Consider the following 21,084-nt stretch of genomic DNA (forward strand, 5'->3'; position numbering starts at 1 on the left):
TGCGCCACGGTAGGCCGAGCTTGCATATGCCGCATATCGGAGTTTCGGGCAGGGTCGGGGACATGGGTGCCCATGCCGACGATCCTCCGCGAATGAACCTGCCGGTCATGCCGCCGGTCAAGCCGATGCTGGCCAAGGCGGTCAAGAGGATCCCGCCCGGCATGCAGTACGAGGCCAAGTGGGACGGCTTCCGGGCGATCGTGCACCGCGACGGCGACGCCCTGGTCATCGGCAGCCGCACCGGAAAGCCCCTGACCCGCTACTTCCCGGAACTGGTCCCGGCGCTGCTCGCCGGCCTCCCGGCCCGGTGCGTGGTGGACGGGGAGATCGTGATCGCGCAGGACGGGCGGCTGGACTTCGAACGGCTCTCCGACCGCATCCACCCCGCCCAATCCCGCATCACCCTCCTGGCCGAACGCACCCCCGCGAGGTTCGTCGCCTTCGACCTGCTCGCCCTGGAGGACCTCGCGCTCTTCGACGTACCGCTGGCGCAGCGGCGCAAGACGCTGGTGGAGGTGCTGGAGGGGGCGGCGCCGCCGGTGCACCTGGCGCCCGCGACGACGGACCGGGCGACGGCGGAGCGGTGGTTCGAACGGTTCGAGGGGGCGGGACTCGACGGGATCATGGCGAAGCCGCTCACCCTTCCGTACCGGCCGGACGCACGGCTCATGTACAAGATCAAGCACGAGCGGACGGCCGACTGCGTGGTGGCCGGGTACCGGCCGCACAAGACGCCGGGCCTGGGGGTCGGTTCGCTGCTGCTGGGGCTGTACGACGACGGGGGAGTGCTCCAGCACGTCGGGGCGGCCTCCGCCTTCACCGCGCGGCGACGGGCGGAGCTGGCCGGGGAACTGGAGCCGCTGCGGCCCGCGCCGGGCGCCGGGCATCCGTGGGCGGCCTGGGAGGACCAGTCCGCGCACGAGGCGAACCGGCTGCCGGGGAGCCAGAACCGGTGGAACGGCCAGAAGGACCAGTCCTGGGTCGCCCTGGACCCCTCGCGGGTCTGCGAGGTGGCGTACGACCACATGCAGGGCACGAGGTTCCGGCACACGGTGCAGTTCCGCAGGTGGCGGCCGGACAGGGACGCCGCCGGGTGCACGTACGCACAACTGGAGGAGCCCGTCAGCTACGACCTCGCCGAGGCCCTGGGCTCCTCCGGACCCGCCCCCGGGGACCCGGGCGCCTAGCCGGCAGTCTCCCGCCGCCCGGCGCCGACGGCCTTCTCCCACTCCTCCCGGGTCGGACCCTCGGCCCGGGGCTCCCAGGACGGGTTCGTGGCCAGCCAGCGCGTCAGGTGCTGCTGGACCTCCTCGTCGCCGTACGCCTGCGCCGGCAGCGTCTGCAGGTGGCGGACCCGCAGACGGGCCCGGCCCACCACCGGGTCGGTCACGGCGCAGGCCGTCATCGCCGCCCGCTCGCGGGCGAAACCGGCCGACGGGACCGGAGCGCGGTCGGCGTAGCGGCGGCCGACGGCCTCGTCCGTCTCGACCTGCACGTCGAACCACGGACGGAGCGCGTCCAGCGCCCACGCGTGGTACGCGGCGGTGAACTCCGCGGTCGAGGGGTCCAGGGAGGCGCACTGGTGGGCCAGCCGACGGGCCGACCACAGGGCCAGCGAAATACCCTGCGCCATGGTCGGGTTGGTGTGGGTGAAGCTGTCGCCCACGTTCAGCAGCCCCGCGACGACGGGCCCCTCCTCGTCCACCAGCGAGGTCCAGCGGTTCTCCAGACCGGCCAGCGGCAGCACCCCCGAGAGCGGCGCGGCGTGGCGGGCCTGCCGCTTCGCCCCGGGCAGGAAGGTCTCGGCCGCCGCCTCGAAGACGTCCGGGTCCATCAGCGCCGCCCGCGTCGGATCGCCCGCGTGCAGGAACAGCGCCACCCCGAACACCCGGTTGTCCGCGGGGAACACCGCGCACCCCCCGAACGAGCCGCTCGCCACCACCGGCTGCCCCTGCGCCTCGCCCTCCGGCAGCCGGTACCAGCGGCAGTAGTAGACGAGCCCGGTGGGATGCCGTTCGACGACCGGCGGCCGGCCGCCCGCCTCGGCCAGCCAGGCGGCCGTGCCGCCCCGGCGCCCCGCCGAGTCGACGACCACGTCCGCCGGGCAGGGGCCGGCGTCCGTGCGCACGCCCGCGACCCGGGGGACGCCGCTCGCGTCGACGCCGTCGAAGACCAGGCCCGTCACCGGCTCCCCGTACCGCAGCACCGCCCCCGGTTCCGCGCGCAGCGCGTCGTACAGGACGGTCTCCAGGAGGATGCGCCGGGGCAGGAGCAGGACCAGGTCCTCGTCGCCGGGGACGGGCTCCGGCGGCTCCTCGTACACGCTCAGCTCGCGGTACTCGCCCGCCCCCCGGCGCAGCAAATCCTCGTACACGTCGGGGAGTTCGGCGATGAGCACGGAACGGGCCGCGCCCAGCAGCGTGTGCGGCTGCACCGCCTGCGGGACGGTCCTGGGGCGCGGCCAGTCGAAGAAGTCGGCGTCCAGGTCGCCGCTCGGGGCGCGCGCGTCCTGCTCGAAGAGGGTGACGGCGTGGCCGCGGCGGGCCAGGAGCAGACCTGTCGCCAGCCCCGCGACACCGCCGCCGACCACTGCGAAATCAGTCATGTGGGGTGCTCCTCGCGGCAGTTGGTTCCGGACCCCCGACACCTCCCCAGGACCTGCCCGCCCCGAAACCGTCCCACCGCGCGAGATCCACCACCCCCCACTCGCCGCCGCGCCCGGCCCCGGCCGTGGGGCGGAGCGCCTTCACCGGAGACTCCAGGAGGTACGGACGAAGGTGTCGGCCTTCGGCAGGCCCACCCGTACGGACGGGCAGTGCTCGTGTTCGAAGCAGAAGCGGTACGGCGCCATGGGCGGCCGGTGCATGCCGGAGCGCGGGCGCGGACACGGGCGCGCCCGCGGTGCCTACGCGGCGTCGGCCTTTCGGGTTACGGTCATGGGCGAATCCTGTACGAACGCGGGAGCCCGGCGCAATGGTCTTCCGGGGGCCGAGGCCGTCGGCGTCGCGGGGCGGGGGCCGTACGCGCCGGGCGTTGCGGGCCCGTTGATCAAGCGTTGATCGGACGTTGATCGGGAGCGGGCAGCGTGTGCCGCATGCCGATCAACGCCATCCGTCCCGCCGGCCGTACGCTCTCCCGCCTTCCCGCCGGCCGTGAGATCTCCTGGCAGGAGAGCGCCCTGTGCGCCCAGACCGGGCCCGAGTTCTTCTTCCCCGAGCCCGGCAGCTCCACCCGCGAGGCCAAGCGGCTCTGCGGCGCCTGCGACATGCGCGCCGCCTGCCTGGAGTACGCCCTCAGCCACGACGAACGCTTCGGCGTGTGGGGCGGACTCTCCGAGAAGGAGCGGTACGCGCTGCGCCGCGGCCGGGAAACCCGCTAGTACCCACTGGTAACACGGCGCGCGGACCGTCATGCTGGGGCACCGGCAGTACATGTCGTGCCCACGGGGCACGCGAGTCCGCAACCGCCGTACCAGGGAGCCGCGTTGAGCCGCCGCAAGCCGTACGCCGCGCAGGAGCCGGGCACCACGCACACCTACGACTACCTCGTCGTCGGCGCCGGATCGGCGGGCTGCGTGCTCGCCGCCCGGCTCTCCGAGGACCCCACCGTGCGCGTCGCACTCGTCGAGTCCGGCGGTCCGGACCGCCGCAGCAAGCCGGAGATCCGCATGCCCGCGGCCTTCCCCCGGCTGTTCAAGACCCCGTACGACTGGAATTTCAGCACGGTCGGACAAGCGGCCCTGGACGGGCGGGAGTTGTACTGGCCGCGCGGGCACGTGCTCGGCGGCAGCTCGTCCCTGAACGCCATGATGTGGGTGCGCGGCCACCGCGACGACTACGACGCCTGGGGCGAGGCGGCCGGCCACGAGTGGGGGTACGACGCGTTCGTACGGTACTTCCGGCGCGCCGAGCGGTGGACGGGCCCCACCCCCGCGCGCACCGTGTACGGCACCGAGGGCCCCCTCCACGTCTCCCCGCCCCGCGACCCCAGCCCGCTCACCGGCGCGTTCCTCGACGCCTGCCGCGAGGACGGGCTGCGCGAACTGCCCGAGCTGAACGGCCCCGACCACAGCGGCTTCGCCGTCACCCCGCTCAACCAGCGGCGCGGCAGCCGCTGGAGCGCCGCCGACGGATACCTCAGGCCCGCCCGCCGGCGCCCCAACCTGGACGTGTTCACCGGCACCCGGGTGCGGCGGCTGCGCTTCGCCCCCGGCACCCACCGGGTGGTCGGCGTCGAGGCCGACGGCGTGCCGGGCCTGATCACCGTCCGCCGCGAGGTCGTGCTCAGCGCGGGCGCGGTCGGCTCGCCGCACCTGCTGCTGCACTCCGGCATCGGCGACCCGGACGAACTGCGCGCCCTCGGCATCGAACCGCGCGTCGCCGTGCCCGAGGTGGGACGCCGCCTCCAGGACCACCTGTCCACCACCGTCACCCTGCGCTGCCCCGACCCGATCACCCTCACCGGTGCCGACACGCCCGCCAACCTGGCCCGTTACCTCCTCGCCGGGCGCGGCCCGCTGACCTCCAACGTGGCCGAGGCCGTCGCCTTCGTGCGCAGCGGTCCCGACGTCGACGCGCCCGACCTGGAGCTGATCTTCGCCCCGGTGCCGTTCGTCGGGCACGGGCTCGTCCCGCCCGCCGAACACGGCCTCACCATCGGCGTCGTCCTCCTCCAGCCCGCCAGCACCGGCCGCATCACCCTCTCCGGGCCCGACCCCGAAGCCCCGCCGCGCATCGAGCCGGGTTACCTCACCGACCCCGAGGGCTCGGACCTGCGCCGCATCGTGGCCGGCGTGCGGCGCGCCGAGGGCCTCTTCGCGGGGCGCGCCCTGGCCCCGTACACCAGCGGGCCCATGGGGCTCTACCCGGGCGTCGTCGACGACGCGGAGCTGACCGCCGCCCTGCGCGGCTCCCTGGAGACCCTCTACCACCCCACCGGCACCTGCCGGATGGGCCGCGACCCGCGGTCGGTCACCGACCCGAGGCTGCGGGTGCGGGGAGTGGCGGGGCTGCGGGTGGCCGACGCCTCCGTGATGCCGAACATCACGCGCGGCCACACCCACGCCCCGACCGTCGCCATCGCGGAGAAGGCCGCCGAACTGCTGCGCGAGGACGCCCGCCGGGAGCACGTCCGGCCGCCCGGCGAGTCAACGTCGTCACCCGGGCGGTGACGGCACCCGGACCGGCTCCCGCCCCCTCGGCAACGGCCGCCCCGCGGCAGCGGCCGACGCCGGACCCCGTCAGTTGGTGATGCTGAACTCTTCCCCGTACATCTTCCACTTCAGCGGCAGCTTCAGGTCCATGTTCCCGTCCTTGAGGAACACCCGCTGCGCCGTGTCGATCCGCGAGGTGTCGTTGAGCGTCTTCTTCGTCCGCAGCACCTCGCGCGTCTCGTCCAGGAACGCGTTCAGGTACGCCTTCTCGGCCTTCAGCTTCGACGCCTTGTCGCCCTTGCCGCCCAGCTCGGAGGGGGCCTTGACCTTGGCGCGCGCCGTCTCCCGGATGCCGTAGAAGCCGCGCTTGTCGACGCCGGGGCCGTGCAGGACCATCGCGTCGTAGTAGATGAACTGGCCCAGCGTGCCCAGGCCGTCCATCTTCGCGAGGTCGACCGCGGGCTTGAAGTAGTACTTGTCGCGGGCCGCGTTCTGCGCGTTGACGAAGTCCGGCTCCTTCGCCGCCTGCTTCCACGCCTGAGTGAAGCCGGGGTCCAGGCCCTCGTGCGAGGCGGTGCCGTCGACCTTCTGCAGGGCGGGGATGAAGGAGGCCAGCGGGTTGTCCGGGTGGGTCTTGGTGTAGTCCTGGATGAGCTGCAGCATGTCGTGCGTACCGGAGGTGAAGCCGATCACGCCCGCCGTGTAGCCGTTGCCGTCCTTGACGTCGCGGATGTTCGCGTACTGGCCCTGCCAGTGCTTCGTCGAGTTCTCCGCGGTGGAGATGATCTGCGCGGCCCGGTCCTTCAGGAGGGGGTCGGCGAGACCCGGAGGCAGCTTGGCTATCAGCTCCTGGTCGGTCTTGGGCTTCTTCGCCTCGTCGGGCTTCGGGTCGTCGGCGGTGGTCTCGGTGGACCAGGGATCGACGTAGATCGGGTCGTCCCCCTTGGGGTGGCCGCCGAACGCCGCGGTGGCGACGATGGCGACCGGGGCGCCGATGAGGACTAGACGGGTGAGAGGTTTCACCCGAACAGATTACGTGGCGCGGGGGGTGGTCTTGCGAGGAGATCCCCCTCGGGGGCCGCGACGTTGCCGGGGCCGGCCGGCTGCGGGGGGCGTGACCGCCCGATACGCCCTGCTGCGGGGCGGGGCACGGTGGGGCACATCACCCCCACGCCCGCCCTGAAGGTGCCCCGCCCGCTCTCCAACACCCCATGCCTTCAAGGCAATTGCCACGCCGGCCACGGCTCCGGCCACCCGGCCGGCCTCGGTACCGGATCGCGCCCCCGGCAGGCCGTGCCCGGGGGCCGGCGCCACGCCCAGATCGTTACGCACCCACACGCACGACACGCCTGCCCATTTCCCACCGGAGGCACGCCCCTCCAGGGGCGCGGGGAACTGCGCGCCCAGCCACGACGGATCTGCACGGGAACCGTTCCCCTTGGCCGCGCGGCGAGCGCTTTAGGTGGAGGGGCGGGTCCGGGGCCTCTCCTGCCCGAGCCGGGCGGGGCTGGCGCGTCCGGTGCCGGGGCTGAGCTCACGGCCTTGGCGGGGTCGGGCGTCCGGCGCAGGCGCTCACGCAGGGGGCGGCACCCGGGCGGACCGGGAGCGGGAGGGGCCGCCCCCTTGCCCGCCCTCCCCCAAGCTCTCGGCTTCGCTCGAGCAGGGGGTACCCCCCTCGCCCCCTTGGGGCGGCCCCGTCGCCCAAGGGGACGGGGGAAACGGGAAGGGCGGCGGTGACGCCCAAGGGGACGGGGGTGGCGGGCGGCCTCGTCGCGCAAGGGAGCGGGGGGTGGCGGGCGGCTGCGGAGCCCAGAGGGAGCGGGGGGGAGGGAGCTGCAGAGCCCAAGGAGAGGGAGCGGGGGAGGGCGGCCGCCGCCACCCCAGGAGAAAAGGGAGGCGGCGGCCGTGCCGAGGGGAGGCGGCCGCAGTGCCGAGGGGGCAGGAGGGTGCGTCGCCCGCCGGAATCTGGGGAGGGGCGGAGCCGGAGGCCGGAAGCGGTGGGCGGCGCGCCGGTGCCGCCGCCCACCGGGCCCGGGGGAGAGGGCGGAGCCAGGGCTCAGAGGCCGCGAGCCGCCCGGCGGGCCAGCCTCGCCGCGAGCTTCTCGTCGAACTTCTTCGCCTCCGAGTCCAGCCCGCTCATGTACAGCCCCAGCTCCTCCTGCGCCTTCAGCCCCTCCGCCCCGAGCCCGTCGATGTCCAGCACCTTCAGGAACCTCAGCACCGGCTGGATCACGTCGTCGTGGTGGATGCGGATGTTGTACACCCCGCCGATCGCCATCTGCGCGGCAGCCCGCTCGAAGCCCGGCATCCCGTGCCCGGGCATCCGGAAGTTGACGACCACGTCCCGCACGGCCTGCATGGTCAGGTCCGGCGCGAGCTGGAAGGCGGCCCCCAGCAGGTTCCGGTAGAAGACCATGTGCAGGTTCTCGTCCGTCGCGATCCGCGCCAGCATCCGGTCGCACACCGGGTCCCCGGACTGGTGGCCGGTGTTCCGGTGCGAGATCCGGGTGGCCAGTTCCTGGAAGGCCACGTACGCGACCGAGTGCAGCATCGAGTGCCGGTTGTCCGACTCGAAGCCCTCGCTCATGTGCGCCATCCGGAACTGCTCCAGCTTGTCCGGGTCCACCGCCCGCGACGCGAGCAGGTAGTCACGCATGACGATGCCGTGCCGGCCCTCCTCGGCGGTCCAGCGGTGCACCCAGGTGCCCCAGGCGCCGTCGCGGCCGAAGAGGGAGGCGATCTCGTGGTGGTAGCTGGGCAGGTTGTCCTCGGTCAGCAGGTTCACGACGAGCGCGATCTTGCCGATGTCGGTCACCTTGGACTGCTCCGGCTCCCACTTCTCCCCGTCCTCGAAGAACCCGGGGAAGTTGCGGCCGTCGCTCCACGGGACGTACTCGTGGGGCATCCAGTCCTTGGTGACCTTCAGGTGGCGGTTGAGTTCCTTTTCCACCACCTCTTCCAGTGCGAACAGCAGCTTGGCGTCGGTCCACGCCTCCGAGCTGCCGAGATGGGGAGAGGTGATCGTCACGGGTACTCCAGGGGGTGGGGACGAAAGCAATTACCTACGGCTTCGTAGGTTACGAGACCGTAGGTTAAGCGCGGCGTGAGCGCTGAGCCAAGTCCCCGTCCGTTGCGTCCCGCTACACCCCGTTATGTGTGCAGGTCGCGCAGTCGCACCGAGAGACATGTCACGCACCCCTCCAGCTTTTCGAACTCGCTGATGTCCACCGGTACGGGTGTGAAACCGAGATCCGCGAACAGTTCGGCCGACCTGGGAGCGCTCGCCGCCGTCAACACCGAGTTCCCGTCGAGCACGACCACATGCGCCCCGGCCTCCTCCGGCACGGCCAGGAAGCGCGGAAAGGCCGCCGGGCTGTCCACCAGCGGCTCGTACCCGACGACCGTCCCGTCGGGCAGCGCGGTCACCGCCGACTTCAGGTGCAGCACCCGGCTGACGGGCACCGCCACGACCCGTGCGCCGAGCGGCTCGAACGCGGCCCGGAGCTGACGCACCCCCTCCGCGTTGGTCCGCCCCCCTCGCCCCACGTACACGGTGTCGCCCACCTTCAGGACGTCCCCGCCGTCCAGCGTCCCGGGCTCGCGGACCCGGTTCACCGAGCAGCCCAGCCGCTCCACCAGCACGTCCCGCACGGCGGGCGTCTCCTGCCTGCGGCGCGCGGCCCCCGACCGCCCGACGAGCGCGACGTTGCGGAACATCACCACCGTGTCCTCGACGAACACCCCGTCCGGGCAGTCGTCGGCCGGGTCCACCTCCACGGTCTGCCAGCCGTGGGCGCGCAGCGCCGCCCCGTAGGCCTCCCACTGGGCGAGCGCCAGTTCCCCGTCGACCGGCTGCCGTTCGACGTGCGTCACCAGCCCTTCGGCGAGACGCGGGCTCGGACGGCGGACAAGGGCCTTCTTGCTGGGCATGGGACAACTCCCGGTACGTGGCGGACAGATGGCGCATACGGGGCGTATGCGCGGCGAAAGTCACCGGACCCGGGGACGAACGAACGGGCCCGCCACTCGAACGTATCGAACGCGGCGAACGACGGGCCCGCGCCCGGAGGGAGCGGCGCGTCAGCCGGCGCCCGGCCCGCGCCGCGTCCGTACGCTCCACCGGCCCTCGTCGCGCCGCAGGCGCACCGGATGCGCGAAGCACGCGCTGACCAGGCCGTCGGTCAGTACCTCCCGGACGGGGCCGGAGGCCAGACACACACCGTCCCGCAGCAGCATCGCGTGCGTGGTCCCCGAGGGCAGCTCCTCCAGGTGATGGGTCACCAGGACCGACGCCAGGTCCGGACGGCTCGTGCCCAACGCGTCGAGCCGGTCGACGAGTTGCTCACGCCCCACCAGGTCGAGCCCGGTCGCCGGTTCGTCGAGCAGCAACAGGCGCGGGCTGGGCATCAGGGCACGCGCGACCAGGGCCCGGCCCCGCTCGCCCTGCGACAGCGTCGGCCAGCGCGCCCGCCCGCGCTCCGTCAGCCCGAGCAGCGCGAGGAGGCGGTCCGCGTACCGTTCCTGCTCCCCGGTGGGCCGCCGGCGCGGTACCGGCTCGACGGAGTTGGTGATCCCCGTCAGGACCACGTCCCGTACCCGCAGCGGCGACCTCAGCGGATGGCGCGGGTCGACGTGCCCGACGTACGAACGCAGCTCGCGCACGTCGATGCGGCCCAGCTCGTGCCCCAGGACCTCCACGCGCCCCCGGGTCGGGTGCGCGAGCGCGCCGAGCAGTCGCAGCAGGGTGGTCTTGCCGGCCCCGTTCGCGCCGAGCAGGGCCCAGTGCTCGCCCGGACGGACGGTCAGCGAGATGTCGGACAGCAGGGAAGTGCCGTCGCGCACGAAGTCGACGTGCTCGGCCCGCAGAACGATCTGAGGCAGCGTCACCGTCGCTCCTGGTGGGCCCGGTTGACTGCTGAGAGGACGGCCCGGACCGAGGCCGTCAGGACTGACGTGTCCTGGCCCGCGCCCCACAGGACCGCCGGGCCGATCCGGCACTCCACGTACGCGACCGCGGGACTGCCCTGCCCGGTGGCCGTGGAGTGCTCGAAGTAGCTGAGCACCGCCACCTCGATCCCGGCCTCGGCCAGCGCCGCCGTGAAGGCGGCGACCGGGCCGTTCCCGGCCCCCTTGAAGCGGGCCGGCGGCCCGCCGTCCACCGCGATGTCGCACACCGACTCGTGCTCTCCCGGGGCGACTTCGCGCGTCTCCCACCAGGGCACGGCCACCGCCCCGCCCGTCCCGGCGTCCAGGTACGTCGTACGGAACAGCTCCCACAGCTCCTCCGCGCTCGCCTCGCGGCCGCTGTCGTCCGTCGCCCGCTGCACCGTCTTCGCGAACTCCGGGCGCATGCCGCGCGGCAGGTCGATCCCGTACCCCTGCTCCAGCAGGTACGCGATCCCGCCCTTGCCGGACTGGCTGTTGACCCGGATCACCGCCTCGTAGGAGCGTCCGATGTCGGCCGGGTCGATCGGCAGGTACGGCACGGACCACGGCAGTTCGCGTCCGGACACGCCTTGTTCGGCGGCCCGCCGGGCGTGCTCCGCGAAACCCTTGCTGATGGCGTCCTGATGGGTGCCGGAGAACGCGGTGTGCACGAGGTCGCCGGCGTACGGGTGGCGGACGGGCACCGGCAGCCGGTTGCAGTGCTCCACGACCTCGCGGACCGCGTCGATGTCGGAGAAGTCGACCATCGGGTCGACGCCCTGGGTGTGCAGGTTCAGTGCGAGGGTGACCAGATCGACGTTGCCGGTGCGCTCCCCGTTGCCGAACAGGCAGCCCTCCACGCGCTGCGCGCCCGCCAGTACGGCGAGTTCGGCGCAGGCGACGCCCGTGCCGCGGTCGTTGTGCGGATGAACGGACAGGATCACGCGGTCGCGGCGGTCCAAGTGCCGGTGCAGGTACTCGATCTGGTCGGCGTACACGTTCGGCGTGGCGGTCTCGACGGTCGCCGGGAGGTTGTGGATCACCGGCCGGTCGGGGGAGGCGTCCCACAGCTCGGTGAGCCCGTTGCAGATCTCCAGGACGAAGTCGGGTTCGGTGAGGTTGAAGACCTCGGGCGAGAACTGGAAGCGGATGTCCGCGTCCGGGCGCCGCTCGGCGAGCCGCAGGATGTCCGTCGCGGCCTCCCTGATGAGCGCGTGCACCTCCGCGCGCGACCGGCCCAGCACGACGTCGCGCCAGACGGGGGCCGTTGCCGTGTAGAGGTGGACCACCGTGTGCGGCAGGCCCTCGACGGAGGCGAACGTCCGCTCGATCAGCTCGCGGCGGGCGGGCGTGAAGACCACGGTCGTCACGTCGTCCGGGACCGCGCCGCTCGTCGCCAGACGGCGTACGAAGTCGAAGTCGGCGCGGCTCGCGGACGGGTAGCCGATCTCGATCTCCTTGTAGCCCATGGCCACCAGCAGGTCGAACAGCTTGTGCTTGCGCACGGGGTCCATCGGTTCGGACAGCGCCTGATTGCCGTCGCGCAGATCGACCGGCACCCACAGCGGGGCACGTTCGATCCGGCGGGAGGGCCAGGTGCGGTCGGCGTCGGCGAGCGGCACGGCGACGCGCTCATGGGCCGGGCGGTAGCGGTGCGAGGGCATGGGGCTGGGCCGTTGCGGATTCCAGGTGTGCACGGGAGGCGTCTTCCTCAGGTCGTCCGGTAGATCCATGGACCGACCGGCAGCACGGCACCCCGCGGCGGGGCGCCGGTCGGCTTCAGACCCCGCCGCGGCAGCCGAGAAGAAGACCGCAGAAGCGCATGGCGGCTACACTAACCACACCGCAAGTCCTCAGACAACCTGACAGGTGAAACTCATGCCGCTCGGCTCCCTCCGCCCGACCCCCCTGGTGGAACAGGCCATCGCGCAGCTCCGCGAGCAGATCACCGGCGGCCACTGGCCCGTCGGCAGCAAGATCCCGGGCGAGACGACCCTCGCCAAGACGCTCGGCGTGGGCCGCTCCACCGTCCGCGAGGCGCTGCGCGCCCTCTCCGAGGCGGGGCTGCTGAGGGCCCGCCAGGGCTCCGGCGTCTTCGTCCTCGCCACCGAGCCCGAGGAGGACTGGCCGACCCGGCTGCGCCGGGCGGAGATCACCGATGTGTACGAGGTCAGGATGCTGGTCGAGGTCCAGGCCGCCCGCCTGGCCGCCGAGCGCCGCACCCCGGACGACGTCACCGCGCTCCGTGCGGCGATGCGGGCGCGCCGGGCGGCCGTGCCGGGGGCGGACGCGGCGTTCGTGGACGCGGACATCGACCTGCACGCCGTGGTGGTCGACGCCGCGCACAACCCCGTCCTGGGCTCGCTGTTCGCCGAGTTCCGGCCGGTGCTGCGGGCCGGGCTGATCGACATGGTCGAACTGACGGGGCTGCGCGAGGAGGACCGGGGCTGCGGGGAGGCGGGACACGAGGAGCTCGTCGAGGCCGTGGTGCGCGGGGACGCGGACGCGGCCGGGCGTGCCCTCCAGGCGGAACTGGCGGGCACACAGGCACGGCTCCGCGCGCTCTAGGCGCTCAGGTCCCGCCGCAGGTGGGCCGCCGTGAACGAACCCTGATGCTCCATCAGGTCCAGGGGCGTCCCCTCGAAGACGATCTCGCCGCCGTGCTTGCCGCCGTCCGGGCCCAGGTCGATCACCCAGTCCGCGCGCTTGACCACGTCCAGGTTGTGCTCGACGCAGATCACCGAGTTCCCCGCGTCGACCAGCCGGTCCAGGAGGGCGACCAGGGTGTCGACGTCCGCCATGTGCAGCCCGGTCGTCGGCTCGTCCAGCACGTACACGCTGCCCGTGCGGTGCAGTTGCGTCGCCAGCTTGATGCGCTGCCGCTCGCCGCCGGACAGCGAGCTGAGCGGCTGTCCGAGCGAGAGGTACCCGAGCCCGACCTCGTGCAGCGTGTCCAGCTTCCGTACCACCGAGGCATCTTCGAAGAACGTCCGCGCCCGGTCCACCGGCATCTCCAGCACGTCCACGATCGACCTGCCGCCGAGCCGGTACTCCAGCACCTCCGCGTCGAACCGCCGCCCCTCGCACCGCGGACACACCGTCGTCACCGGGTCCATGAAGGCGAGGTCGGTCGACAGGACCCCGCGTCCCGCGCAATTGCCGCACGCGCCGGTCGAGTTGAACGAGAAGAGCGCCGCGCTCACCCCGTTCTCCTGCGCGAACAGCCGGCGGATCGTGTCCATGATGCCGACGTACGTCGCCGGGGTGGACCGGGACGACACCCCGATCGCCCCCTGGTCGATGACGACCGCCTCCGGGTGCCCGGCCGTGAACACCTCCGACACCAGGGTCGACTTCCCCGAACCCGCCACGCCCGTCACCACCGTCAGCACGCCGGTCGGGAACGCGGTGTCGACCCCCTTGAGGTTGTGCAGCTCGGCCCCGGTGACCGGCAGCCACCCGGCGGGGGAGCGGAACGTCTCCTTCAGCGGGGTCCGCCGCCGCAGGCACCTGCCCGTCAGTGTGTCCGCCTCCCGCAGCCCGGCCACCGGCCCCTCAAAGACCACCAGCCCGCCGTCGACGCCCGCACCCGGACCGATGTCCACGACGTGGTCGGCGACCGCGATCACGTCCGGGTCGTGCTCGACGACCAGGACGGTGTTGCCCTTGTCCCGCAGCCGCACCAGCAGGTCGTTGAGCCGGCCCACGTCGCGCGGATGCAGCCCCACGCTCGGCTCGTCGAAGATGTACGTCAGCCCGGTCAGCGAACTCCCCAGGTGTCGCACCATCTTGAGCCGCTGCCCCTCGCCGCCGGACAGCGTCGTGGTCTCCCTGTCCAGGCTCAGGTAGCCGAGCCCGATCCCCACCAGCCGTTCCAGCCGCTCCCGGGCGGCCGCCGCGATCGGCGCGGCCACCGGGTCGTCGATCCGGGCCAGCACGTCCACCAGGTCCGCGACCTCCATCGACACGTAGTCCCGCACGGACAGCCCGTCGATCCGGGACTTCAGCGCGGCCTCGTTCAGCCGCGCCCCTCCGCACGCCCCGCACACGCCCTCGACCGTCAAGGCGTCGGCCGCCTCGCGCGAGGCGGCGGACAACGACCCGGTGTCCCGCTTGAGGAAGAGCCGCTCGAAACGGTTGACCAGACCTTCGGAGTCCATCTCGAACGTGCCGGTCCTCGTCCGCACCGACACCTTGGCGCCGTCCGCGCCCCGCACCCCGTACAACAGGCGTTCCCGCTCCTCGCGGGTATAGGCGTGCAGCGGTTTGTCGGGATCGAAGAAGTCGTTGTGCGCGTACAGCTTCCACTGCCAGCTGCCGACCGAGGAGCCGGGCACCCGCAGCGCGCCCTCGTTCAGCGACTTCGACCAGTCGACCGCCCGGTCCAGGTCCAGGCGCACGGTCTTGCCGACGCCGTCGCAGGCCGGGCACATGCCGCTCGGGTCGTTGAAGGAGTAGGCGGTCGCGGGCCCGGCACTGGGGACCCCGTACCGCGAGAACAGCACCCGGACGATCGAGTAGATGTCGGTCATCGTGCCGACCGTCGAGCGGACGTTGCCGCCGATCGGCTTCTGACTGACGACGATCGCCACCGACAGGTCGTCGATCGCGTCCACCGACGGCCGCTCGTACTTCGGCAGCCGGTTGCGGATGAACCAGGTGAAGGTCTCGTTGAGCTGGCGCTGGGACTCCACGGCGATCGTGTCGAAGACGACGGAGGACTTGCCGGAGCCGGAGACGCCGGTGAAGACGACGATCTTTCCTTTGGGGAGGGCGAGGGAGACGTCCCGGAGGTTGTTCTCCCGCGCCCCTGTGACCACGATGTTCGATGCCATGGCAGCGACGCTAGGAGCTATACCGGACACCTTCTGTCGGGTATGACCGCCGATTCCGTCTCCGCGTCCGCGCCGCCTCCGACGACGGAGCCCGGCCCTGTGCGCCGGGGCTCTCGCGCTCTCACTCCGCCACCGCGGCCTCCTCCTCGTCCGCCGGCTCCGGCCCGTCCGCCGGCTCCGCCCCCAGGTGCAGCCGCCGGGTGATCCCGATCGACTCCAGGAACGGTTCGTCGTGGCTCGCCACGATCAGCGCGCCCTCGTACGCCCGCAGCGCCTCCGTCAACTGCCGCACGCTCGCCAGGTCGAGGTTGTTCGTCGGCTCGTCCAGCATCAGCAACTGCGGTGCCGGATCGGCCAGCAGCAGGGCCGCCAGCGTCGCCCGGAAGCGCTCGCCGCCGGACAGCGTGCCGACCGCCTGGTCCGCCTTCGCGCCCTTGAACAGGAAGCGGGCGAGCCGCGCCCTGATCAGGTTGTTCGTCGCGTTCGGCGCCAGCAGGGCCACGTTCTGCGCGACGCTCAGCGTGTCGTCCAGCACGTCGAGCCGCTGCGGCAGGAACCGGGTCGTGACCAGCTTCTCCACCTCGCCCGACACCGGCTCCAACTGCCCCGCGATCGTGCGCAGCAGGGTCGTCTTGCCCGCCCCGTTGCGCCCGGTCAGCGCCACCCGCTCGGGGCCGCGCAGCTCGAACTCACCGGGCAGGCCCGCCCCGTACGGCATCTCCAGTTCCCGTACGCGCAGGACTCCGCGCCCCGGGTGAACCGTCGTGTACGGCAGTTCGATCCGGATCTCGGCGTCCTCGCGCACCAACTCCTCGGCATCGCCCAGCCGTTCGCGCGCCTCCTTCAGCTTCTCGGTGTGCATGATCCTGTGCTTGCCGGCCGACTCCTGGGCCGACCGCTTGCGCAGGCCCATCACGATCTTCGGTTCGCGTTTCTGGTCGTACATCTTCTGCCCGTACCGCTTGCGGCGGGCCAGCTTGACCTGGGCGTCGGCCAGTTCGCGCTTCTGCTTCTGCACGTCGGCCTCGGCGACGCGCACCATGCGCTCCGCCGCCTCCTGCTCCACGGCGAGCGCCTCCTCGTACTGCGAGAAGGTGCCTCCGTACCAGCGGACCTCGCCGTCGCGCAGATCGGCGATCTGGTCGACGCGCTCCAGCAGCTCCCGGTCGTGGCTGACCACGACGAGGACGCCCGACCAGGCGGACACGGCGTCGTACAGCCGCTGCCGGGCGTACCGGTCGAGGTTGTTCGTCGGCTCGTCGAGCAGCAGCACGTCGGGCCGGCGCAGCAGCAGGGCGGCCAGGCGCAGCAGGACGGACTCGCCGCCCGAGACCTCGCCGATGGTGCGGTCCAGGCCGATGTGGCCGAGGCCGAGGCCGTCAAGGGTGGCGCGGGCGCGCTCCTCGACGTCCCAGTCGTCGCCGACGGCGTCGAAGTTGGCCTCGCTCGCGTCGCCGGCCTCGATGGCGTGCAGCGCGGCCCGCTTCCCGGCGATCTCCAGGGCCGCGTCGACCCTGAGCCCGGTGTCGAGCACCAGGTTCTGCGGCAGGTAGCCGATGCTTCCGGCGGCCTTGACCTTGCCGCCGGTCGGGCTGAGCTCCCCGGCGAGGAGTTTCAGCAGGGTGGACTTGCCCGACCCGTTGACGCCGACGAGACCGGTGCGGCCGGGGCCGACGGCGATCTGGAAGTCGTCGAAGACGGGAGTGCCGTCGGGCCAGGCGAAGACCAGGCCGGTGGCGGTCAGCGACGCGCTCTGCGGCTGCGCGGGCGAGGGGTGGGTGGACAAAAGGGCCTCCAGGTTGCGGTGGGTGGTGCGGAGCAACTGGTGGAGACACCGGCAGGACGCGAAGACCTCGGATCGGGGGCCATGGCGCAGCAAGGGCTCAGGAAATCCCAAGAGGTCTCAAGAGATCACGAACTGCGCAGAGAGGCCCTGAAGCGGAGCTGACGGCTCGAACGCCGAGGTCGCACGCGGCACGCGGAGGATCGCAGACCACGCATGGGTGGCTGCCTCGCGGCACGGTGTCCCAGACCTCAGACGAGCAACGTCCTTCTCCGTTCGACGACAACAGGGCGAAACGAACGGTACGCCCGCCCCTCGGCGGACGCAAACGGTTAACAGAGTGCTTCTTGCGGCGAACGGCATGACCACGCGGTCCCTCACCTGCTGAGGAGCTGTGCCAGATCCTGGTCCACGTCGAGATGGAGGTGCTCGGAACCGGCCGGCACCAGCTCCTGCGTCTGCTGCAGGAAGCGCCGCAGCTCGGCCGTGCGGATGTGGACCATGGCCACGCCCTCCGTGGCGTGCAGTTCCAGCACGGTCCGCCCGTAGCCGTAGGGGCGCAGTTGTACGTCGCCGACACCGGCCGGCTCGTCGAGCCCGGCGGCCAGCAGTTCCCGCGCGAAGATCCACACCACCTCGACGCCCTCCAGCGTCGCCGGGGGCGGGAAGGTCATGTGCACGGCAAACGGGTCGGCGCGGTGGTAGCTGAGCGTCGCGGGGACGTTCTCCAGCTGTGGCGCGGAAGAAATCAGACGGGCCTGTACGGCCTGCTCAATGACGGTGGACAAGGCCAGCACCTCTCATGCTCGGTGGATGCGTCCTGCCGTCCGAAAAGACGCCGGAACGCGCGAATCCGTGCACACGAACCAGGCGTGACCTGCATCACCCACACCGGCTCTGCCTGATCACGTCGTGCCGCAGACACCTGCGTGGTCGCAATACGGCTGGTTCCCGCTGGCACCGCAGCCACACAGCATCACCCGTGTCTCGTCGTGGGGACCCTGTGAATCGACCACCCTCAGATCTCCCCTGACGAACAACTGCCCCAACCCGTCGCGGGTGATCACCGCGGGGTGCTCGGCCGCCTCGGGCGGCCCGTTCCGCAGCCGGTACCGCAGCGCCCCGCCCGGACACCGCCGGATCACCTCGGCGACCTGCTCGGGGGCCGCCGCGTCCGGCGTGCCCCAGGGACGCTTCCGCAGGTCGAAGACCTCCGGCAGCCCGCGCACGCACTCGGCGGCGTGCAGACAGCGGCCGGGCCGGAAGGTGACGTCCACCTGCTCGCCCCGGTACTCCTTCTCGACCGGCTGCGCACGCTCGCCCCGGTGCTCCCGCTCCTGCGGCGTCCGTTCGCCCACGGGTCGCGCGCCTCCTCGGTCCGCGACCGAGCTGCGGCTCTGGTAGAGCAGGTCCGCGTACTCCGGACGGCGCCGGAGCCGGCCCGCGGAGAAGGGGCGGACGGCCGCACGCGAAGCCCCTCGGCCCGTGCCGCGTCCAGCGACGCCCGGGCGAGCGCGCCGCCGACGCCCCGGCCCTCGTGGGCGGGCTCGACCTCGGTGTGCACGAAGGCGATCAGTTCGGGCGTATGGAGGTACTGCGCGATGCCCGCGAGCTCCTCCGCGCCGTCGACCCGGGCCCCGTGCCGCCCGGACTCCGGGGCGTCCACCACGTCGACCGCCGTGCCATCGCCCCCTCGGCTCTGCATCCACCACAGGAACGGCCGCCCCGGCCCGCACTCTGGACGACGGCAGTCCGGTGGGCTAGCTTCCAGCGCCATGAGGGGTATGGGGAAGACGAGACGCATGATGGCCGTGGGACTGAGCGTGGCGGCGGTGGCCGCGGCACTGGGCTCCGTTCCCGCGCAGGCCGCACCGCCGGCCCCGGCGGACCGGGCGCAGTCGCCCGCCGGATGGCGGCTGGGGGACACGGGCGTGACGGACGTACGGTTCCGGGGCCTGGCCGCGGTGGACCGGCGCACGGCGTGGGTGGCGGGCTCCAAGGGCACCGTGCTGCGCACCGCCGACGGGGGCCGTAGCTGGCGCGACGTCTCTCCGCCGGGGGCGGGCGAGCTGGAGTTCCGGGACATCGAGGCGTTCGACGGGCGGCGTGCGGTGGTGCTCGCGATCGGCGAGGGGGAGGCCTCGCGGACGTACCGCACCGAGGACGGCGGGCGCACCTGGACGGAGACCTTCCGCAACCCCGACCCGAAGGCCTTCTACGACTGCCTCACCTTCTTCGACAGCCGCAACGGGCTGGCGATGAGCGACCCGGTCGACGGCAAGTACCGCATCCTGTCGACCGCCGACGGCGGCAGGTCCTGGAAGGTCCTGCCGAACAAGGGCATGCCGGAGGCCCTGCCCGGCGAGGCGGGCTTCGCGGCGTCGGGCCAGTGCCTGGTGAGCAACGGCCCGCGGGACGTGTGGCTGGCCACCGGCGGGGGCCCGCGCGGCCGGGTGCTGCACTCCGCCGACCGGGGCCTGACCTGGAAGGCCGCGGAGGTGTCCATTCCGGCGGGGGACCCGGCGCGCGGCGTCTTCGGACTGGCCTTCCGCGACCGCGAGCACGGGATCGCGGTCGGCGGCGACTACCGGGCCGGCCAGCCGTCGCCGCGGGCTGCCGCGCTCACCGGGGACGGCGGACGCACGTGGAAGGCGTCCGCGGTGCCGCCGGCCGAGTACCGCTCGGGGGTCGCCTGGCTGCCGCACTCGCGCGCGGTCGCGCTGGCGGTGGGGCCGACGGGCACGGACGTCACGCTCAACGCGGGGCGGTCGTGGCGGAAGATCGACGCCGGTTCCTTCGACACGGTGTCGTGCACGGCGGACTTCGGGTGCTGGGCTTCGGGGGAGAAGGGGAGGGTCGCCCGGCTGGAGTTCTGACCGGGTGACGGGCCCGGGGCCGCTGGGCGCGGGGCGGGGCGGGTTTCCCCCTCCCCGCCCCTTCCCGTAACCCTGCGGGGCCCGGGTTTTCGTGCGGGTGCGCGGTGGCCGGCCGCGCCCGCGCGGCGGAGCCGCACCTCGACGCAGCCCCGCGCCCCTCAGGGGCGCGGGGAACCGCGTGAGCAACCCGCCACAAGCCGCGCGACGAGCGCCTGGGGGCCTAGGCGACCGGGGCCTGCCGGTAGGCCTCCAGCCCCGGCGCCGTCTTCGTCGCCACGAACTCCGTGATGCGGTACGCGCACACCCCGCCCGTCACGAACGGGTCCGCCGCCGCGACGGCCTCGACGTCGGCCCGTGACGGCGCCACCGCGAGAATCACCCCGCCGTCCCTCGGCTGCTTGCGCCCCGACGCGAGGAAGACCCCCGCCTCGTACTGCGCGTCCAGCCACGCCACGTGATCGGTCATCAGCGCGTCCACCTGCTCGACGGGTGCGGTGTAGGTCAATTCGAGTACGAACATGATCGCCACCCTACCGAGGCCCGTTGTCAGACCCCCCTCCTACAGTGGCGAGCACGATGAACCAGCACTCGACGCCACCCGACGAAGCCACCGCCCGCTCCCTCCAGGACACCCTCCGTACCCGCGTCGTCCTCGACGAGACCGGACCGGCCCCCGGCACCGGCCACGTCACGGGCGTCGACGTGGCGTACGACGACGAGCGCGACATCGTCGTGGCCGCCGCCGTGGTGCTCGACGCGGCGACGCTCACGGTGGTCGAGGAGGCCACGGCCACGGGCCGCGTGACGTTTCCGTACGTGCCGGGACTGCTGGCGTTCCGTGAGATCCCGACGGTCCTGGCGGCCCTGGAGCGCCTCACCGCCGACCCGGGCCTCGTCGTCTGCGACGGGTACGGGCTGGCGCATCCGCGCCGCTTCGGTCTGGCCAGCCACCTCGGCGTCCTGACGGGCCTGCCCACCCTGGGCGTCGCGAAGAACCCGCTCACCTTCCACCACGAACCACCCGGCCCCGCCCGTGGCGACTTCTCCCCGCTGTTCGACGCCGACGACGGCACGGAGGTCGGCCGTGCCCTGCGCACCCAACCCGGGGTGAAGCCGGTGTTCGTCTCCGTCGGCCACCGGATCTCCCTGGACAACGCCTGCGCGCACACGCTCCGGCTGGCCGCCTCCTACCGCCAGCCGGAGACCACCCGCCACGCGGACTCCCTGTGCAGACGCGCCCTGTCCGAAGCAACAGGCGTGTAACTGAGTACTTCTACGGATGTTGAAATCGAATTCCCGGGACAGGGTCATCACCATGAGCATCAGCACGAGCGCACCCACCGCCCCCGCCGCCGCCGAGTACTTCGAGTCCGTCACCGTCCACCGGGCCGGACACAAGCTGGCGGTGACCATGTTCGTCGGCCTGCTGGCCATGCTGGGCTGGACCGGCGGCATGATCTACACGATCTCCGGCTGGATATCCGGGCACTGACCGCGCACCGCACACCTCGA

At 72.6% G+C, this 21,084-nt stretch carries 18 protein-coding genes and 1 pseudogene; 7 read left to right on the forward strand and 12 right to left on the reverse strand.

Features of this window, described 5'->3' with window-relative positions:
* Window positions 1-92: 92 nt before the first annotated feature.
* On the forward strand, window positions 93-1,187 hold the full coding sequence (locus tag ACIP93_RS16235) for an ATP-dependent DNA ligase (protein ID WP_401759271.1): 1,095 nt from the start codon (window positions 93-95) through the stop codon (window positions 1,185-1,187).
* Here the strand turns inward: ACIP93_RS16235 and ACIP93_RS16240 are convergent.
* On the reverse strand, window positions 1,184-2,605 hold the full coding sequence (locus ACIP93_RS16240) for an FAD-dependent oxidoreductase (protein WP_401759274.1): 1,422 nt from the start codon (window positions 2,603-2,605) through the stop codon (window positions 1,184-1,186). The two genes, ACIP93_RS16235 and ACIP93_RS16240, sit on opposite strands and share 4 nt — an antisense overlap.
* A gap of 489 nt (window positions 2,606-3,094) precedes the next feature.
* Between ACIP93_RS16240 and ACIP93_RS16245 the strand changes: the two genes are divergently transcribed.
* Both ACIP93_RS16245 and ACIP93_RS16250 read left to right on the forward strand, forming a co-directional pair.
* Window positions 3,095-3,379, forward strand: coding sequence for a WhiB family transcriptional regulator (locus ACIP93_RS16245; protein ID WP_401759277.1), 285 nt, complete (start codon window positions 3,095-3,097; stop codon window positions 3,377-3,379).
* A 105-nt stretch (window positions 3,380-3,484) separates the two neighbouring features.
* On the forward strand, window positions 3,485-5,170 hold the full coding sequence (locus ACIP93_RS16250) for a GMC family oxidoreductase (RefSeq protein WP_401759279.1): 1,686 nt from the start codon (window positions 3,485-3,487) through the stop codon (window positions 5,168-5,170).
* Window positions 5,171-5,239: 69 nt separating this feature from the next.
* Here the strand turns inward: ACIP93_RS16250 and ACIP93_RS16255 are convergent, their stop codons facing one another.
* From ACIP93_RS16255 to leuA, 5 genes are all read right to left on the reverse strand, one after another.
* Window positions 5,240-6,175: a chitosanase gene (locus ACIP93_RS16255; protein WP_345218594.1), complete on the reverse strand. Its 936-nt coding sequence runs from the start codon at window positions 6,173-6,175 to the stop codon at window positions 5,240-5,242.
* 1,033 nt (window positions 6,176-7,208) lie between these two features.
* A complete protein-coding gene (locus ACIP93_RS16260; RefSeq protein ID WP_345218596.1) occupies window positions 7,209-8,180 on the reverse strand; it encodes an acyl-ACP desaturase in 972 nt (323 codons plus the stop codon).
* Window positions 8,181-8,302: 122 nt separating this feature from the next.
* Window positions 8,303-9,082 carry a dimethylargininase gene (ddaH, locus tag ACIP93_RS16265; RefSeq protein ID WP_345218598.1) on the reverse strand — a complete coding sequence of 260 codons (780 nt, stop codon included), beginning with the start codon at window positions 9,080-9,082 and terminating at the stop codon, window positions 8,303-8,305.
* A 150-nt stretch (window positions 9,083-9,232) separates the two neighbouring features.
* Window positions 9,233-10,039 carry an ABC transporter ATP-binding protein gene (locus ACIP93_RS16270; RefSeq protein ID WP_401759284.1) on the reverse strand — a complete coding sequence of 269 codons (807 nt, stop codon included), beginning with the start codon at window positions 10,037-10,039 and terminating at the stop codon, window positions 9,233-9,235.
* Complete coding sequence (leuA, locus tag ACIP93_RS16275; RefSeq protein WP_401759287.1) at window positions 10,036-11,811, reverse strand: 2-isopropylmalate synthase; 1,776 nt, start codon at window positions 11,809-11,811, stop codon at window positions 10,036-10,038. Before leuA ends, ACIP93_RS16270 begins: the two co-directional genes overlap by 4 nt.
* A 145-nt stretch (window positions 11,812-11,956) precedes the next feature.
* Here leuA and ACIP93_RS16280 point away from each other — a divergent pair, with 145 nt between their 5' ends.
* Entirely contained in the window at window positions 11,957-12,646 is a 690-nt protein-coding gene (locus ACIP93_RS16280) for a FadR/GntR family transcriptional regulator (protein WP_401759290.1), read from the forward strand.
* On the opposite strand, the gene ACIP93_RS16285 is transcribed toward ACIP93_RS16280, so the two are convergent.
* The 5 genes and pseudogenes from ACIP93_RS16285 to ACIP93_RS16305 all read right to left on the reverse strand — a co-directional run.
* Window positions 12,643-14,913 (reverse strand): ATP-binding cassette domain-containing protein, encoded by a 2,271-nt coding sequence (locus tag ACIP93_RS16285; protein WP_401759292.1) that lies wholly within the window; start codon window positions 14,911-14,913, stop codon window positions 12,643-12,645. The genes ACIP93_RS16280 and ACIP93_RS16285 overlap by 4 nt on opposite strands.
* A gap of 121 nt (window positions 14,914-15,034) precedes the next feature.
* Complete coding sequence (locus tag ACIP93_RS16290; RefSeq protein ID WP_401759748.1) at window positions 15,035-16,699, reverse strand: ABC-F family ATP-binding cassette domain-containing protein; 1,665 nt, start codon at window positions 16,697-16,699, stop codon at window positions 15,035-15,037.
* 374 nt (window positions 16,700-17,073) lie between these two features.
* Window positions 17,074-17,484 (reverse strand): SsgA family sporulation/cell division regulator, encoded by a 411-nt coding sequence (locus ACIP93_RS16295; RefSeq protein ID WP_345218606.1) that lies wholly within the window; start codon window positions 17,482-17,484, stop codon window positions 17,074-17,076.
* A gap of 117 nt (window positions 17,485-17,601) precedes the next feature.
* The gene (locus tag ACIP93_RS16300) at window positions 17,602-18,054 is read right to left on the reverse strand and encodes a (4Fe-4S)-binding protein (RefSeq protein WP_401759750.1); all 453 of its coding nucleotides are present in this window, start codon (window positions 18,052-18,054) and stop codon (window positions 17,602-17,604) included.
* Window positions 18,055-18,072: 18 nt separating this feature from the next.
* Window positions 18,073-18,401 (reverse strand): annotated as a pseudogene (locus ACIP93_RS16305) (GNAT family N-acetyltransferase); the annotation flags it as partial.
* 100 nt (window positions 18,402-18,501) lie between these two features.
* On the opposite strand from ACIP93_RS16305, the gene ACIP93_RS16310 reads away from it, so the two are divergent.
* Window positions 18,502-19,572, forward strand: coding sequence for a WD40/YVTN/BNR-like repeat-containing protein (locus tag ACIP93_RS16310; protein WP_401759757.1), 1,071 nt, complete (start codon window positions 18,502-18,504; stop codon window positions 19,570-19,572).
* 220 nt (window positions 19,573-19,792) lie between these two features.
* On the opposite strand, the gene ACIP93_RS16315 is transcribed toward ACIP93_RS16310, so the two are convergent.
* Window positions 19,793-20,092 carry a YciI family protein gene (locus tag ACIP93_RS16315; protein WP_345218608.1) on the reverse strand — a complete coding sequence of 100 codons (300 nt, stop codon included), beginning with the start codon at window positions 20,090-20,092 and terminating at the stop codon, window positions 19,793-19,795.
* 56 nt (window positions 20,093-20,148) lie between these two features.
* On the opposite strand from ACIP93_RS16315, the gene ACIP93_RS16320 reads away from it, so the two are divergent.
* Window positions 20,149-20,835, forward strand: a complete 687-nt coding sequence (locus tag ACIP93_RS16320) for an endonuclease V (protein ID WP_401759296.1) — start codon at window positions 20,149-20,151, stop codon at window positions 20,833-20,835.
* Window positions 20,836-20,887: 52 nt separating this feature from the next.
* On the forward strand, window positions 20,888-21,064 hold the full coding sequence (gene mmpA / locus ACIP93_RS16325) for a morphogenic membrane protein MmpA (RefSeq protein WP_345218610.1): 177 nt from the start codon (window positions 20,888-20,890) through the stop codon (window positions 21,062-21,064).
* Window positions 21,065-21,084: the final 20 nt, after the last annotated feature.

It is taken from the genome of Streptomyces sp. NPDC088745 (assembly GCF_044751045.1).
GTDB lineage: Bacteria > Actinomycetota > Actinomycetes > Streptomycetales > Streptomycetaceae > Streptomyces > Streptomyces cremeus.

Bases quoted from the DNA above. Each gene is read 5' to 3' on its own strand.
- ACIP93_RS16320 (WP_401759296.1), top strand. From the start codon at position 20,149: ATGAACCAGCACTCGACGCCACCCGACGAAGCCACCGCCCGCTCCCTC.
- ACIP93_RS16235 (WP_401759271.1), top strand. From the start codon at position 93: ATGAACCTGCCGGTCATGCCGCCGGTCAAGCCGATGCTGGCCAAGGCG.
- leuA (WP_401759287.1), bottom strand. From the start codon at position 11,811: ATGGATCTACCGGACGACCTGAGGAAGACGCCTCCCGTGCACACCTGG.
- ACIP93_RS16315 (WP_345218608.1), bottom strand. From the start codon at position 20,092: ATGTTCGTACTCGAATTGACCTACACCGCACCCGTCGAGCAGGTGGAC.
- ACIP93_RS16245 (WP_401759277.1), top strand. From the start codon at position 3,095: ATGCCGATCAACGCCATCCGTCCCGCCGGCCGTACGCTCTCCCGCCTT.
- ACIP93_RS16280 (WP_401759290.1), top strand. From the start codon at position 11,957: ATGCCGCTCGGCTCCCTCCGCCCGACCCCCCTGGTGGAACAGGCCATC.
- ACIP93_RS16310 (WP_401759757.1), top strand. From the start codon at position 18,502: ATGGCCGTGGGACTGAGCGTGGCGGCGGTGGCCGCGGCACTGGGCTCC.
- ddaH (WP_345218598.1), bottom strand. From the start codon at position 9,082: ATGCCCAGCAAGAAGGCCCTTGTCCGCCGTCCGAGCCCGCGTCTCGCC.
- ACIP93_RS16285 (WP_401759292.1), bottom strand. From the start codon at position 14,913: ATGGCATCGAACATCGTGGTCACAGGGGCGCGGGAGAACAACCTCCGG.
- ACIP93_RS16240 (WP_401759274.1), bottom strand. From the start codon at position 2,605: ATGACTGATTTCGCAGTGGTCGGCGGCGGTGTCGCGGGGCTGGCGACA.
- mmpA (WP_345218610.1), top strand. From the start codon at position 20,888: ATGAGCATCAGCACGAGCGCACCCACCGCCCCCGCCGCCGCCGAGTAC.